We start from the raw sequence: 15,343 nt of genomic DNA on the forward strand, positions 1-15,343 counted from the left end.
TTGCAAAATCTGGTCTAGCGAACCTACCGGATGCTCTACAACCTTTTCTTTTAATTTGATTGAATACCCATCAAAAATTCGTGCGGCTGTCCATCATAGGCATCGAATCGTTTGGCCAGCAGCTGCGATCCTCTTGCCCAGTGTCCAGCCACGAGATCGAAAAGCTGCTTTTTTGTTGGCACGCGAATATTGGCATGTGCGCAAATCAGCGACACCCATAAAGCCATTTCGCCTTCTTCTTGCCCGAACAGGGTTTCACCGCGGATAGGTTTACCTAGAATATCGGGGGGAAACGATGGACATGCCGAGAGCGACAGAGAAAGGCCGATAGCAACACGCGCGGGCTGATAGCGATAATCGAACCGAAGATCTTTTTGTAAGGCCGTGTTGGTGGCATCCGCCAATTGGGAGGTGCGGAAGTCTGCGCGAAAGAGGTCTCCGAGATTGAAGTGCACCGGACCACTCATGCAGCCACCTCGTTGAAATAGCCTGAGGTTGCAACACTGCTGCCCACCCCGTTCGAGACTTCCTGGTGATCGAGGAGAAAATAGCCGCCGATACGTTTCCGTATAAGATCAAGGTAGCGGCCATTGATTTCCTCCGGCTGCGAGAGAAGGATGGTCTGGACGTTGCGCGACGAGAAATACAGCAGCAGCCTTTCGCGGTGATCGGAATCGAGACGACCGAGTGGCGTGTCAATGATCGATGGCAGACTGACCGTTGACAAGTTTCCGATGGCTGCGATCAGCGCCATCGCGAAGATCTGTCGCTCGCCGGCAGACCGATCGAGCGAACGAACATCCTTCCCACCGCGATCAAACAGCAGCACCTTTCCATCCGATGATATTTCGATACGAGCAATACTGCCTTTGTGCGCGAGTGCGGCGTAGATGTCGGTGACGATCGCGCTCACCCGCTCAAAGCATCCGGGGAGCAATTCGTTGGATACGAGCTCGATCTTATCCGCCAGGCCCAGTGCGTAATCGACGGGTCGTCTGTTCACCGTGGCGTCTGCCCCATCCTGTTCATCCCCGTCGAGCATGGCGCGATAAGAGGATATCTCAGCCTCGATCGATACAGAACGATCCGAATACGTGTCGAGTTCGCGCTCCAGCTCTTCCACCTGCTGGTGAAGGGCGGCCAACTTCAACTTGGTTTGGGCTATCTCCTCATCGCGGCGGCTACTTTGCTGAATCGCTTCTTCTGTCTCCATTGCCTGAGAGACAAGACAAGAGAGTTTTGCAGAGACCTCGGCAAAAATTGCCAAGTCATCACGATGGCGCTGAAGACGCTCTTTAACGGCCGCGCGCATCGACGGCGTCAGGAAAGGAAGGTTCAAAGCGGCGCTGGCTTCTGTGTGGGATCCCGCAAGCGCGTGCCATGCCCGCTCAATCTCAGGGCGAGATTCTGGAGATTTGCCGCTGAGCTCCTCCATCTTCTGCAACAGACGATCAAGGACCGCCTGGTTTTGAAACGACGTCGAGGTCCCATCCTCACGACGTTCATCAGCTTTGAGCGCGGACAACAGACCTGTTTTCAGCTTGTCGCCGGCGAGAGCAATTGGCAAGGTAGACGCTGCAAGCCCGGCGAACTCATGTTGCATGCGCGCCCGCTCCAGCGAAAGCGCTTGGCGTTGCTCGAGCAGCTCATGCATCGACGCGAACGTGCCGTCTCCTTGAAGATCGACGAGTTGAGAAAATCCCTTATCACGCTCGACGCGCGCCTTGTCCAACAAGGCCGTCACCCGAACTTTCTCTTGATTGAGGCGGTTTTCCTCATGTCTGAGTTCGAGTAGTTTCGACACGACCTTGCTTTGCTCATCGCCCTGTCGATCTTGGCGTCGCGCGCGGTCACGAGAGTAGCTGCGCAGGTCGTCGACCGTGGCGCGCAATTGCCAAAGGCCGAACGCGCCTTCCGTGACCGCTCGCACCTGCTCGTCGAGGTTCTTCTCGGAGAAGGCCGAGGTCTGTTCAGCATCGAAAAGAACAAAGAAGGCCGACCCAACCGTCATCAATCGGCGTTCGATTTCGCTTTGATAAAATTCGACAGCTTCCGCGCCGTCAGGCACCGGCATGATATGGTAGTCGGATCCCGTAAACAGCGTCAGGGTTTCGTCGTCCTCGTGCATGTCGCCAGCGTCATCGAAGTACCAGCGGCGCTCCACGACCAGTATTCCATCAGGCGTATTCCACTCTGTGCGAACCGATGCGCTTGTTTCGCCGCGATCTTTTGCCGGTCGGTGGAACGCATTTTGAATAAACTGACGGTAGGCCGATCCACGTGCGCCAGCGACGTTGGCCTCGCCTAGAAGACGCGAGCGCTCGCTCAAGGCGGACTTGCCGAAGAGGCAATACAAGATGCCCTCTAGCAGGCTGGTCTTGCCATATCCATTCTTGCCGCCAATGAGGACCACGGGCTGTGATGGGTCGAAATCTGGAAAATCGACGGCCATGCTGGCAAACACTTTCCAGTTCTTGAACGCGATCTGGCGCAAAGAGACGTTGCCGTGGACCTGCTCCGAGCGGCGCGTCGCATCCGCAGGACTGTCAAGAGGTTCGCCCGAGAACAATGTGTCAAAAGCCTGATAGAGGCGCCGCCTGTTGCCGCCTCCCTCGAACCGCTTTCTGACGATCAGCAGCTGGCTCAGCAGATCCAACGGCAAGCGATATGCTTCGCATGCCGCCGCGAGCGATGCCGCATCCACACTTGGGCCAATAAGACTGTTTGCGTTATGCATCTGTGCTCTCAGTCACTGCTTTGAAATCGTCGGCCCAGATGCGCTTAATTTCACGAATTTCTTCCTGCCGGATCAATGGGAAGTCGACTTCTTCCTGAATGCCGATCAGCCGCGACAGGATTTCTTGACGCGCCTCCAGTGTAAAAGGTCCCGGTATCAGCCGCCCCTCTCCGACGAAGTTTAGGGTGCCATTGCGCCGCACGGCCATGCGCATGTCACCCCGCTCGCGGATTTCCTTGAGCCAGTCGCGAAATTCAAGCAGAGGCTCCACATCGTCGTAACCTGCTTCGACGAACGCCGCGGCACTCCGGTCCTTTTCGACCACAGTGCAAGTCCAGCAGCCAAACCGCGAAGAAGTGCTGCCACAGGAAGGTGCATCACTCTTGTCGGTTACCAAGGGGCATTCAGCACCGCCGGCGTTGCGATAGATGGTCACGAGGTCTCGATGGGTGCCGCCCCAAGGCGGTTGGGATTGCAGAAGCGTCTGCCAGACTTCGTCCGTGTCGAGTTCGACAATGGGCTTATAGACCATACATCCTTGCAGGCTGGTGTGGGGATTGAGTCGCATGCCATTTTCATGGCGTTCGACGCTGCGCCTGCGTTGGGTGGATTCCGTACGCCTTACGCCAAGCAGCAGGATCGTCTCCCCCGATGCGCTGACCTGATCCCTAATATACTGGGTCGTCGGTTGGATCTTCATTCGATCGGTGCACCAGCGAAACATCTTGCTGGGCGACGGATACCCGCGGCCGATCAGGTTCACCCAGAACGTCTGGTCGATCTTCGGGGTGGTTTTTGCGACAACCATCGGAAGCCTCAGAGGGCCGACAGCTGCAGAGAGCTTCTCCAGAACATTGTCGAGATGCCGCGCAAGAACAGGTGACTCGACAAGCGTGTCATTGGCAACGACGTGAATGGTGCGTTTACGCTCTCGCGGTGAGAGATTGAGGAGCATTTCCAGAACAAGCTGCAAAAGCAGAGTGCTGTCTTTTCCTCCCGAAAAGCCGATGATCCAAGGCGTTTGGTGCGGTTGTCGATATTCGTCCCTGAGGTCAAGTGCGATCGCGCTCAACTTTTCGACGGTGCCATAGCTCTGAGCTTGGTTCAAAGAAGATGAACTCATGATGCGCGCAACCTTCCAGTCATTGCCCTCAGTTCTTTTACTGCCCGGCACAATGCGTTAGCAGCATCAATTACTTCGGCTTCGGTCGTGAACCGACCGATCCCAATCCTTATAGCTGATTCTGCTTGGCTCTGACTAAGACCAATTGCCAGAAGGACGGGCGATGGCTCCAGTGATTTCGACGAACAGGCGGATCCGGTCGAAATGACAATCTCATCTCTCACCCGCATAACCAGCGCCTCGCCGTCAATGCCGGGGAACCGAATGTTGAGATTTCCTGGAAGGCGGGCCTCCATCGAGCCATTTATTTCGACATCCGTGGTGGCCATCAGCAAACTCAGCAGTTGATCGCGGAGCTTGCTGACACGCTGGCCGTCCGACACCATCCGGTGAGCTGCTAAGCTGCAAGCACGCCCAAAGGCGACTACCAAGGGCGCCGCGACCGTTCCCGACCTCAGACCGCCTTCCTGTCCGCCCCCGTTTAGCAATGGCGAAAGCAGGCGCCGAATGGGCCGTCGTGCGCAAAGTGCACCAACGCCGATCGGCCCGTGCATCTTGTGTGCGGTGACGCTCACCATATCCACGTCGGCCAGTTGCACGGGTATTTTACCCGCAGCTTGGGCCAAATCCGAATGAACGATTGCGCCGGTCGATTTTGCGAGTCTAGCAATTTCGGCAAGTGGTTGGACCGTGCCAAGCTCATGATTAGCCGCCGCGATTGAAACTAGACCGGTTTCGCCGGTTAAAAGGGCGGCGAGTGCCGCTTGATCAACCATGCCGGAGCGCAACAGCGGAGCGACCTTCACATCGAATTCCCCGTCGAGAGCCCGCGCGGTGGAAAGGATTGATGCGTGCTCTCCGCCCGATACGATAATCCGCGTTCGGCCAGTCTTTTTCAGATGACCGAGGATGCCCTTGATGGCGAGATTGTTGGCTTCCGTTGCACCGGAGGTAAAAATGACATCCTGGGGCGCATAACCGATGAGGTTGGCGATCGATGACCGCGCACCTTCTACGGCGATTCGCGCCCGTTCTCCCTGAAGCGACTGCGAGTGGGGATTTGCGTCAAGGTCTGAAAAAGCGGAGAAAAGAGTTTGGCGCACGTCGGGGTCAAGAGGCGTATGCGCGTGATAGTCGAGATAGGCGGCAGCCACATGCATGATCTTCTCCGGATTTAGTTTTAATTGCTACCACGGAAAGGGTATTGTGACCAGAAGAGGTCGACACCGGTCCAGCTTATTCACAAGTCCTAACGGACTCGCGAGATGCATGACATGAGCAGCATTTTCAGCTAAAGTTTTAATCAACTGGAGGCTGCAGACGCAAAGTCGAGCTTTCCAGCGTCTTCGAACTGTTGCGCCAGAACCCGCGCTAGGCCTTCGGGGTCTGTGTGTTGGGGTCACTCGATGGTGTGCCGAGAAGAGATAAGGCAGTGCATAGTTTTCTGACACGGCGGACCTCCTGCGCTGGCTTCGCGAGTTCACTAGCATAATGAATTCATTGCTAACCGCATCGATACTATCGAGCCGGAAGTTCGGATCCGTTCAACTGTGCTTGTGCATCCAAGCTTGGTAAAGTGGAGGGCGGATTGTCTATCGGACGGGCGAAAAGCCTGCTGCAAGGGTTTGCAAATAACGACTTTGAGGCTTGGGACGTCCTCGTCGCCATGGTGAACCGCTATCTGCGTCCTTTACTACGTCTTTTCGCTGGCGTTCTTTTTTTGGCGGTAATTGGTACTTTGTAGGCTCGGCGCTGTATCTCTTCTGCGATTTCGCGAACTCGATCGTTCGCGATCTCGGCCAGATAGTGTTCAAAGAAGGTTCGACGATTGGGCTGATCTGGGAATTTATTTGCATAAACATATCCCTGGAGGACGGCATCCAATTTATCGAAATCGCGAGCAAGCGACACTATTCGATCAGCGTGCAGCTTTTCGAACCGCTGATATAGATCGCGAATGCTCGCCATCGCCTGCATATCCTGATAGGTTGCGAGGCTCGATATCCTTTGGATTTCTCCCGGCTCACGTTCCTTCGTTTTGCGGTCGTTGGGATGGAAATCTCCAAGATAGGTTTCGCCGACGTCGTGATGTAGCACTAGGCGAAGCAGTTGGTGTCGTTCTTGATCCGTAAGATCTGGCACTACGCGGTCGGCCAAAATGTCCGCCAAGAACATGGCCCCGAAGACATGTGCACCAATGCTCTCAATTACAAAATTCGCTGGTGCCATTTTTCGGTCTGACCAGCCAAAGCGCACTCTCGTTTTCAATTTATAGACATCGACGATCGCATCTATGTTATCATACGCGACTTGCCCTAAGGCATGCCTTATCATCGCGAGGAACCCGGTCAGTTCAGGCCTCAATTGTAGGCCAGCGTTGAGAAGTGACGTTGCAAGACGAAGCTCTTCGGTGCGACTGGCTTCATCGAGAAGGCGTTTTTCATGCCTAAAACGCACCAAACTGAAATACGTCAAAATGCATATATGATCATACTCTACCAGATCGGTCGGGGTGTGTTGTTCGGCCGGCAACAACCGCGTGATCCGCCTCCGCAGGATGGAGCGGGTTGTTAGTGTAAGCCAATCCTTAGCCGTGTCCTGCTGGTCAAGTTCAACCGTGATGCCTAGTCCTTCGTGGTCTCCGTAATACTCCAGATGAAAACTACGGTTCAGATCGTCTTCATATTGATCAGTCAGCACGAACCTTATGTACTGATCCGTCGCAGTTCGTGAATGTCGGTCGTCTCGCATTGATCGACTGATATACCAAGAGCGTCTCGCCAGTCGCCAGAAGCGGTCGTCCTCGTCAGATGAGACTGTTCGAGCCGGAGGCGATTGCGTGAATTCTGCAGACATGGCGTTAAGCGCTCGGTCCGCGATCGCCTTGCCTTTTTTAGAAGATGCTCGACCGAACAAATAAAGTGCGTAGGAAAGGCCTTTGGGGTCTTTGCGGTCGAGAAGCCTCTCAGCTGCCTTCAGCACGTCTTCTTCCAATTTCGGATCGGTGAGAATATCTTTCACCGCGCTATTGATCGCTCCAGTAAAAACGAGGCTGAAAAAGGTTTCCTTGTCTACTGCTAGTTGGCCGAAGACGTCCTCGCCTTCGTTGTTGAAGCGGCGGAGGATGTGGACAAGCGCATTTGCGATGAGCCCGATCTGCACGATCTTGGGGAAATGAGCAAATCTCGCATACCGGTCCGCGGGAATTCGACGCTCGGCCGGAACTCCGCGCTTTACCAACTCCCTGCAGTAGGATCGAAGCGCTTCCACACAGAGATCAAAAAATGAAAACTGGTCTCTGGGATAATTCTCAAGATAAAGAGATTCCATAGCATGCAATATCTCCAGCGTCCCATTTCGCGTGGGAAACGACGGATTCTCGCGATTTTGCAGATAAAGCGAAATGATGAAGTGGCTGATGTAAGGAAAGTCTTTGGAACGCAGTTCATCCAGCACTTGGGCCGTTTCTATATGATCGCTCTGGCTCGTCGCTATCATGCCTTCGATGACGATCGAACTCAAAAGCGGATCTTCGATAGGAACGGTCTTGACGTCAATGATTGCGTCCAAGCGGATATCGTATAGATACGGGGAACGCGCAAAGTCCTTTGCTACAGATAACAGCTCATAATGATCTTTTCCGAAAGCCATCACAAAGGTGGGCTGCCGGTCCCTCAGCAACTCACGAACGGCTGAGAGAAGCTCTCGTTCCTCGTCTCTTCCATATAATTCATCCAGGAAGACCACGACAGGCTTGTCTGACGCGGTCAGCTGCAATCCGGCAGATGCAATCTTCGAATTGACTATCTCCGATGAGAAACTGCCTTCGGAGACCTCGAAAAGCTTTCTGACATTGATAAACAACGTATCAGCGTTGCCGTGGCGATCGAGTTCTATTTGTGTTTTCCGTAGAAGTGCACTTTTTCCGCTACCACCTCGACCTTGGACAAGAAAATTCCCGTTGCGGGGTTTATTTCTCACTGCTTCGAGAAAAGCAGTGAACGAATATCTCTTCTGATTGAGCTTTAAATTTGCGAAACGCTTGTTGAAGTCGTCAAGCGTTGCGCCCTCGAGCAGCCTCTGCCCCGGGTAGTGTTGATTGTAGTCCTCATCAGTCAGACTGCCTTGTTGAACCGGACGTTGCGCGGTCTCATCCCGAACGTGGAACAGAGGCTGGCAAATCAAAAGCTTGACAACAGACAGGACGCTGTTCATTGCCCAGCGACGAATTATGCCATCCCCCACGGCATCGAATTCGGATTTTTCTAAAGTTGCCGGATCGCTAATGGCGCGCACAGCGAAGAACTCAGGTCGTGTGCTCAAATCCCTCAAGCCAGACGCTATGTACCCGCTCTCCATGTCGACGGCAACGAAGTTCCGGTCGTTTTTTTGAAGTACGCTCTCCTTAAAGTGAGTGGATTTAACTACTGCGGAGCCAACAACAAAGGAGCCTTCGACGATCGATGGTTCGCCGGCCAACTTCTTGTCTCGTTGCCAGATCGTTATTTTTTCTTGTTCAGGCGCATCAAGACTAGTTCCGCCACGCGCATATTCTATCAAAGTCGGCAGTTTAAGCTCATTCCGGAGCCGACTCGACCGCAACGCTTTTTGGGCAGAACTGCCGACTTCTGAAGGGTCGCCGCCGAGAATGAGACTATAGCCTTCAGGCGTATCGACGAAGGACGAACTGTGGTCGGCCGGGTTGACGTAAGTAGGAACCACGACGTCACCAACTATCGCGTCTTTAAGGCGACCTGAGATCCCGATATTCAGAACCGTTTTCACACGGAACTTACTGCATAGAGCGAGCGCCGCACGAGAGGCCATCAATCCGGGTTTTTCGGTGCAAACATAGATGCCTGTGCGGTTTTGTTTCGCACCGTCGATGAACGTGAACATCTGGTACTTGTAATTTTCAAGATACTGATCTCGTCCAAGCTGGAAAAATCCGCCGGCAAGAAATGCGTCTGACTCCTCTTTGAGGGCGACGACGATCAGAACATCGATCAACTGCTTATCCATAAAACCCGCCCCCACCTCAGTCTCCTAGATGGCCCTAATTTTGCAAGAAAATCTAGCTGAGATTCAACTGGCTGTCTGTTTTGATTGTTGGGTCCTGTTCAAGGTGTCGGAGGTATTTCGCCTGTGATTATTATCGATGATGCTTGAAATGTTTTGGCGCTATATTGAATGTTCGCGGACCCACGACGCGGTCTTGCCCTGCGTCCCGCAAAATGACCAGCCGCATCATAAAGTTGCTTAGGCTGTTCGTCGTAAATCGGAAAATCTATGAAGCACTTTCGCCAAGGGTAGCCGGAGCCAAGCCTTCCTAGCTGCAAGACCCCCCATTTCAGTGCCGGCCGCCGCATCGTTGGGCCCTCGCCGGCATGCCTCACGCCGGGGTGTAGTGCGTCGACCCGCTACTGTTGATCCCAACGCTGTCGAGCGCTTCAATCTTGCGACATATCGATTGAAAAAGGGGCGTTTCAATTACTTAGCAAAACATTGGCATGGGTGGAAGGTTCACATCCTATCAAGAGCAAGAACCAAGTGTCAGACTGGAAACCGGGCGTCTCCAGCCTTCAATTGTTAGGATCAAATGGTCGCTAATCTGGTGTGCGCTGACGCCTATTTAGGATAGTTACTAAGCAGCTTCATTCGACAAAATTGAAGTCTGATAAGCTATGAGGTCTTCGATCGTGACGAGCAGGAGACCGTGCTGTTCGGCGAAGACTTCAAGGTCGTTAAGGCGTGCCATGCTGCCATCGTCCTTGGCGACTTCGCAGATGACACCCGAAGGAGACAAGCCAGCAAGCTTTGCCAGATCGACGGCTGCTTCCGTGTGCCCCGGACGAGATAAGACGCCATTGGGATGAGCGCGGAGCGGGAAGATGTGGCCGGGACGCGCAAACTCTTCCGGTTTCGTGCCATGTCTCACAAGTGCGCGCACCGTCGCTGCTCGGTCGGACGCTGAAATCCCAGTCGTTGTCTCGGGAATGTAATCAACAGAGACCGTAAAAGCTGTCTTCAGCATTTCAGTGTTGCGCGGCACCATCAAAGGTATCTCAAGCTCGTCCAGTCTCTCGCCGTCCATCGCAACGCAGATAAGACCCCGCGCTTTGTTCATCATGAACGCTATCGCTTCTGGCGTGACTTTGTCGGAGGCGACAACGAGGTCGCCTTCATTTTCTCTGTCACGGTCATCAACCACGACAACTATTTCGCCGCGACCGATCGCAGCGACTGCATCTTCTATCTTGGAAATTGCCATAAGTCTGCCTTTCAAGGGTTAGCCGCGTAAGCGACGATTATGGCCGCGAAGGCCACACTTCTCCCTTGGGCGAACAAGCATCTAAAGCGCTGCAAATAACAACGCCCGCTGCATTGCTCTCTTCCATCCGGACTTTGACCGTCGGCTCCGGCATTTCACCGGATCTGCTGACCCTATGGCTTTCGCCAGAGGCGCTCGCGGGCTCCGGGATTTCTCCCGATACCGCCGGTGGGGAGTTTCACCCCGCCCTGAGAACGATATCAACATAAGCTGCTGCATGAGGAGTTCGCAAGGGCAGAGGACATTTTTATGTTAGATCAGGCGCAATCCAATTGGTACTTCTCACCCGCAGTGGCGTCAGGACATGATCAGGCCGCCATCGACGTTGATCGTCTGGCCGGTAATGTAGGCTGCATCGTCACTTGCTAAGAAAGTGACCAATCCTGCGACATCCTCTCCAGAACCGGCCCGCTTCATGGGAATGCCCTGGACCCATTCCTTCATCAGCTCACCTGGAGCGTAGTTCCCCAAGAGTTTCCCCCATGCGTGGTCGTTATACGCCCACATGTCGGTTTCTATGATTCCGGGGCAAAAGGCATTTACAGTGATGTTTTCGACCGCAACTTCCTTGGCAAGGCTTTGCGTGATGCCGACCACTCCCATTTTCGAAGCCGCATAATGCGGCGTGTAGATAAAGCCATCGCGCGCCTGACCGGACGCTGTGTTGATAATACGTCCACCACGACCATGCTTACGCATGCGCAAAATAGCCTCCTGCGCGCAGAGAAATACGCCCTTAGTATTCACCGCCATGACCTTATCCCATTCGTCCTCGGTCATATCCTCAATGCGTGCGATCGTAATAACGCCAGCATTCTGGATCGAGACGTCGATCGTTCCGAATTCTTCCTCCGCAACGTCGAAGAGCATTTTGACGCTGGCTTTGTCGGTGACGTCGCCAACGAAGGAAATTGCCTTGTTGCCGTCTGCCTTAATTGCGCCGGCGACAGAATGAACGACCTCTTCGTTTGCGCAAACCACGACGTTTGCTCCCTCACGCGCAAATCGTCTGGCAATGGATGCGCCAATCCCTCGGCTCGCACCCGTGATCACGACAGTCTTGTTTTCAAAGCGCTGCATTTTTTCCTCCCTGTCAGCCGATGCCGGACAAGTGTCCGCTGATATCCTCATGAGAACTGCGCAGTCAGCCTGCTGCTGCGATGATGGCTGTAAAATCGGAGGCCTTGAGCGATGCCCCGCCGATAAGACCGCCATCGACGTTCTCAATGGAGAAAATCGACGCGGCATTCGATGGCTTGAGCGAACCACCGTACAGGATCCTTATCGCTCGGCCGTCCGCCCCGACCCGTTCCACGAGTGTCTCGCGGATAGCTGCATGAACATCTTCGACCTGTGAGATGCTGGGTACCAGTCCAGAACCGATGGCCCACCTCGGCTCATAGGCGATGGCGGTGTTTTCGCTCGCTCCACTTGTTGGCATTGATCTAATCACTTGACGAGTCACGATTTCGATCGCTTTTCCGAGGTCTCTTTCGCTCTGTGTTTCTCCGACGCAAATGATGCTTGTCAGACCGGCCGCATGCGCCGCCCGAGCTTTCGCAGCGACACTCATATCTGTCTCTTGATACGTCGATCGACGTTCAGAGTGGCCGACGATAACAAACCGTGCCCCAATCTCCGCAAGCATCTGCGCAGAGACATCGCCGGTATAGGCGCCTGTTGCCTCACTATGGCAATCTTGCGCGCCAATTGCGATCGATGATCCGTGCGAGCGAGCTGTCGCCCTTTCAATCAGTGTGAAGGGCGGGCATACGACGATCTCACACGTCGCGCTACTCGTCAGACCCTTCAACGCCTCAATCTCAGCCAGGGAGGCGGCGAGACCATTCATCTTCCAATTGCCGACAACAAGCTTACGCATCAAGTCACCAGCAACAGAACCCACCGTCGACAAGAAGATCGACGCCGGTAACAAAGCTTGCAGCACCAGAAAGAAGAAAGACTGCCGGACCGACCATCTCGTCCACATTGGCCATCCGTTGCATCGGCGTTTGCTCTTCGAATAGCTTTGTCTGGTGAACCATCTCCGGACGTGTGTTCATCGGCGTTGCTGTGTAACCGGGAGAAATGGTGTTGACGCGTATGCCCCTACCAACCCATTCCATTGCCATTGACTTCGACATATGAATGACGCCGGCCTTTGAGGCGTTGTAATGTGCCTGGCTTAGGCCGCGATTGACGATCACACCTGACATAGATGCAATGTTCACGATGGCCCCGCGACCGTTTTTCAGCATCGCCCGCGCCTCTGCTTGGCAGGAGAGGAAAATGCCTTTCAGGTTGATGTCCATCAGCGTTTGATACTGATCTTCTTCCATATCCTCAGCCGGATTGGCATTGGCGATACCGGCGGCATTGACGGCGAGGGTCAGATCGCCAAGTTCACGTTCCGTCAGCTCGACTGCATCTGCAAGCGATGTCTTGCTGGTGACGTCCGCGGCTATTTGTATCGAGCGGCGACCGGCTGCCTCGATAAAGCGGGCCGTATCTTTGAGTCCATCATCCTGACGGCGGTCCAGAAGGGCTACGTCGGCTCCGCACTGGGCGAGACCGATTGCTATGCGCTGCCCAATCCCACTACCAGCGCCAGTGACGATCGCTACTTCACCGCTGAGGTTAAAAAGCCTCGGTGCATCCAAGGTGATGTCGTGCATCACACTTCTCCCTTTGCTTCAGGTTGTGGCCAGTTCCATGACTGAAACATCATTTGCTTCATCACGGCTCAAAATGCCTGCTTGTTTTCCTTGCGCGAGAACCATGATCCGGTTCGAGACCCCGAGAACCTCTTCGAGATCTGAACTGACGACGATCACTGCGACATTGCGCTTCGCTAGATCAACGATGATTTCATATATGCCCGCTCGCGCACCAACATCGATCCCTCGTGTGGGCTCATCAAGGACAACCACCTTCGGATCCCGCATCAACCATTTGGCGATAACGACCTTCTGTTGATTTCCGCCAGACAGATCCGAGGCCAATTGATCGGCACGGCCCTTTACACCAAACTTCGCGACTGCCTTTTCCGCGAACGTGCGCTTGACCGAAGGCAAGATCCATTTTCCGCCGAGCTTGTCGAGGTTGGCATAGATAATGTTCTCGCCGATGCGGTGCCCGACGACGAGACCTTGATCCTTGCGATCTTCTGGAACCATGACGATACCTTCGGCGATCGCGTCGGCCGGACTGCGCAACTGAAGGGCCTTTCCTTCGAGTTTGATTGATCCGGCACTTATAGGATCGGCGCCTGTGATTGCTCGGACAAGCTCCGTACGGCCCGCACCGACCAAACCGGCGATTCCGAAAATCTCGCCGCCTTTGACGTCGAAAGTTACGTCACGGAATGAATTTTGAGGCGAGGTCAGTCCAAAGACCTCCAGAACCGGTCGATGACTTGGAACGGGTAAGGTTGGGAACATGCGCTCAAGCGAGCGGCCCACCATGCTTTCTACGATCGTGCGCACGGGTGTCGCGCTGTCGGCAAATTCATGCACGCGTTCGCCATCCCGCAAGACCACGATACGATCCGTAATTTTCTTGATCTCTTCCATTCGGTGAGAAATGTAGATAATCCCGACGCCTTGGGAGCGAAGCTTGCGGATCTGCTCGAACAAAGCCTCAGTTTCTGCCCCACCAAGCGCTGCGGTAGGCTCGTCAAGAATGAGAAGCTTTGCCTTCAAAGCGAGCGCTTTTGCGATCTCTATGAGCTGTTGGTTTGCTGTCGAGAGGCCATCGACCTTTCTGGTCGCGGGAATATGGAGGTTAAGCCGAGCGAGTTGTTCTTGCGCGCGTTGGACCATCTGGGCGCGATCAACCACGCCATTTTTCATGGGCCATCGACCAATGAACACGTTCTCAGCAATGGAAAGCTGCGGTAGCAACTGCAGCTCCTGATGAATGAGAACCACACCCTTGTCTATCGCATCTCTTGGGTTGGTCGGGGCATAGGGCTGCCCCAACCATGTCATGGATCCTTCTGTCGGTGTGCGCGAGCCGGCGATGATGCCGGAAAGTGTCGATTTTCCGGCTCCATTCTCGCCGAGAAGTGCGACAACTTCACCCGGATAGACATCCAAGCTGACATTCTTGACGACCTGAAGGGGTCCGTACCGCTTAGATATGCCTCTCAGTGATAGAACAGGGTCAGCCACGACACACCTCCTCAATTGCACGACGTATTTACGGGTGGTTGGCGATGAAACCGGCTACGTTTTCTTTCGTGGTCAGCGTGGCGTCCATCAGCTGGACAGGTGGGACTTTCTCTCCTGCGACAAGCTTGGCAGCGTTTTCCACTGCGTCACGTCCCATCTTTTGGGTCTGTTGCGTTGCGGTGACGTCGAAAACGCCCTTGCTGAGTGATTCCAGCGCGGCGGTGTCTCCATCAAAACCGCCGACGGCGATTTTCTGGGAGGGATTGGCGACCTTGATCGCTTGTGCGGCGCCAAGGGCAAGGCCATCCGCTTGGGCAAAGACGATTGAAACATCCGGGTTTGCCTGCAGCATGTTCTGCATGATCTGGAAGCCTTCATCTTGGCTCCACATGTTCGAATATTGCTCGGCGACGACCTTCACACCAGGATTGGCCTTGATGGATTCAGCGCAACCCTTCGAACGATCCACTTCAGGGGTCGTGCCCTTCTGGCCGTGGATGATGACCATCTTGCCCTTGCCGCCAGCTTCCTTGATGATGTAGTCGCAGACTGCCTTGGCCGAGGTAACAGAATCCGTTGCTAGAAAAGTGTCGCCAGGTGCGCCATCAGCATTTCGGTCAACGTTCACAACAGGGATGCCGGCATTCTTGGCGAGCTTGACGGGTACCGTTGCTGCAGCAGCTCCAGCCGGAATATAGATCAAAGCGTCAATTTTCTGAGTAAGCAAGTCCTGGATCTGGTTGACCTGGGTAGGGCCGTCGCCCTTTGCGTCGACCGTGATAACTTCAATGCCGCCTTTTTTGGCTTCGGCCTCTACCGACTGCTTGATCTGATTGAAAAAGTTCGCCTGCAGGTTTGCAACGGCAAGACCGAGTTTCTTGAGCTCTGCTGCTTGGACGGGGCCGAGCGTGAGGCCAACAAGCGCGACAGACGCAAGCATGATGCGTGCAAATTTCATTTTCATTCCTCCGTTTTCTTTG

Annotated in this window: 11 protein-coding genes and 1 riboswitch; all 11 genes read right to left on the bottom strand. The window is 54.3% G+C overall.

The window, feature by feature from the left end; genetic code table 11:
* Positions 1–50: 50 nt before the first annotated feature.
* The 11 genes from VQ830_RS21235 to VQ830_RS21285 all read right to left on the bottom strand — a co-directional run bounded on the left by VQ830_RS21235 (position 51) and on the right by VQ830_RS21285 (position 15,321).
* The gene (locus VQ830_RS21235) at positions 51–455 is read right to left on the bottom strand and encodes a hypothetical protein (RefSeq protein ID WP_337270151.1); all 405 of its coding nucleotides are present in this window, start codon (positions 453–455) and stop codon (positions 51–53) included.
* 8 nt (positions 456–463) lie between these two features.
* Positions 464–2,737: an AAA family ATPase gene (locus VQ830_RS21240; RefSeq protein ID WP_337270152.1), complete on the bottom strand. Its 2,274-nt coding sequence runs from the start codon at positions 2,735–2,737 to the stop codon at positions 464–466.
* Positions 2,730–3,860, bottom strand: a complete 1,131-nt coding sequence (gene dndC / locus VQ830_RS21245; protein WP_337270153.1) for a DNA phosphorothioation system sulfurtransferase DndC — start codon at positions 3,858–3,860, stop codon at positions 2,730–2,732. The genes VQ830_RS21240 and dndC overlap by 8 nt, the downstream gene beginning before the upstream one ends.
* Positions 3,857–5,020, bottom strand: coding sequence for a cysteine desulfurase family protein (locus VQ830_RS21250; RefSeq protein WP_337270154.1), 1,164 nt, complete (start codon positions 5,018–5,020; stop codon positions 3,857–3,859). Before VQ830_RS21250 ends, dndC begins: the two co-directional genes overlap by 4 nt.
* 517 nt (positions 5,021–5,537) lie before the next feature.
* Complete coding sequence (locus tag VQ830_RS21255) at positions 5,538–8,882, bottom strand: 5'-methylthioadenosine/S-adenosylhomocysteine nucleosidase family protein (RefSeq protein WP_337270155.1); 3,345 nt, start codon at positions 8,880–8,882, stop codon at positions 5,538–5,540.
* A 622-nt stretch (positions 8,883–9,504) separates the two neighbouring features.
* The gene (ribB, locus tag VQ830_RS21260; protein ID WP_337270156.1) at positions 9,505–10,131 is read right to left on the bottom strand and encodes a 3,4-dihydroxy-2-butanone-4-phosphate synthase; all 627 of its coding nucleotides are present in this window, start codon (positions 10,129–10,131) and stop codon (positions 9,505–9,507) included.
* Positions 10,132–10,242: 111 nt separating this feature from the next.
* Positions 10,243–10,391, bottom strand: a riboswitch (FMN riboswitch).
* 97 nt (positions 10,392–10,488) lie between these two features.
* Positions 10,489–11,271, bottom strand: coding sequence for a glucose 1-dehydrogenase (locus tag VQ830_RS21265; RefSeq protein ID WP_337270157.1), 783 nt, complete (start codon positions 11,269–11,271; stop codon positions 10,489–10,491).
* A 64-nt stretch (positions 11,272–11,335) separates the two neighbouring features.
* Positions 11,336–12,073, bottom strand: coding sequence for a triose-phosphate isomerase (gene tpiA, locus VQ830_RS21270; protein WP_337270158.1), 738 nt, complete (start codon positions 12,071–12,073; stop codon positions 11,336–11,338).
* A 4-nt stretch (positions 12,074–12,077) separates the two neighbouring features.
* Positions 12,078–12,866, bottom strand: a complete 789-nt coding sequence (locus VQ830_RS21275; RefSeq protein WP_337270159.1) for an SDR family oxidoreductase — start codon at positions 12,864–12,866, stop codon at positions 12,078–12,080.
* A gap of 18 nt (positions 12,867–12,884) precedes the next feature.
* Positions 12,885–14,363 carry a sugar ABC transporter ATP-binding protein gene (locus tag VQ830_RS21280; RefSeq protein WP_337270160.1) on the bottom strand — a complete coding sequence of 493 codons (1,479 nt, stop codon included), beginning with the start codon at positions 14,361–14,363 and terminating at the stop codon, positions 12,885–12,887.
* Between the two features lie 28 nt (positions 14,364–14,391).
* Positions 14,392–15,321 carry a sugar ABC transporter substrate-binding protein gene (locus tag VQ830_RS21285; RefSeq protein WP_337270161.1) on the bottom strand — a complete coding sequence of 310 codons (930 nt, stop codon included), beginning with the start codon at positions 15,319–15,321 and terminating at the stop codon, positions 14,392–14,394.
* Positions 15,322–15,343 lie beyond the last annotated feature (22 nt).

It is taken from the genome of Oryzifoliimicrobium ureilyticum (assembly GCF_037199735.1).
Lineage (GTDB): Bacteria > Pseudomonadota > Alphaproteobacteria > Rhizobiales > Rhizobiaceae > Rhizobium > Rhizobium ureilyticus.

What these genes read in the sequence shown, in the direction of transcription:
- VQ830_RS21240 (WP_337270152.1), bottom strand. Translation starts at nt 2,737, where the DNA reads ATGCATAACGCAAACAGTCTTATTGGCCCAAGTGTGGATGCGGCATCG.
- dndC (WP_337270153.1), bottom strand. Translation starts at nt 3,860, where the DNA reads ATGAGTTCATCTTCTTTGAACCAAGCTCAGAGCTATGGCACCGTCGAA.
- VQ830_RS21250 (WP_337270154.1), bottom strand. Translation starts at nt 5,020, where the DNA reads ATGCATGTGGCTGCCGCCTATCTCGACTATCACGCGCATACGCCTCTT.
- VQ830_RS21255 (WP_337270155.1), bottom strand. Translation starts at nt 8,882, where the DNA reads ATGGATAAGCAGTTGATCGATGTTCTGATCGTCGTCGCCCTCAAAGAG.
- ribB (WP_337270156.1), bottom strand. Translation starts at nt 10,131, where the DNA reads ATGGCAATTTCCAAGATAGAAGATGCAGTCGCTGCGATCGGTCGCGGC.
- VQ830_RS21265 (WP_337270157.1), bottom strand. Translation starts at nt 11,271, where the DNA reads ATGCAGCGCTTTGAAAACAAGACTGTCGTGATCACGGGTGCGAGCCGA.
- tpiA (WP_337270158.1), bottom strand. Translation starts at nt 12,073, where the DNA reads ATGCGTAAGCTTGTTGTCGGCAATTGGAAGATGAATGGTCTCGCCGCC.
- VQ830_RS21275 (WP_337270159.1), bottom strand. Translation starts at nt 12,866, where the DNA reads ATGCACGACATCACCTTGGATGCACCGAGGCTTTTTAACCTCAGCGGT.
- VQ830_RS21285 (WP_337270161.1), bottom strand. Translation starts at nt 15,321, where the DNA reads ATGAAATTTGCACGCATCATGCTTGCGTCTGTCGCGCTTGTTGGCCTC.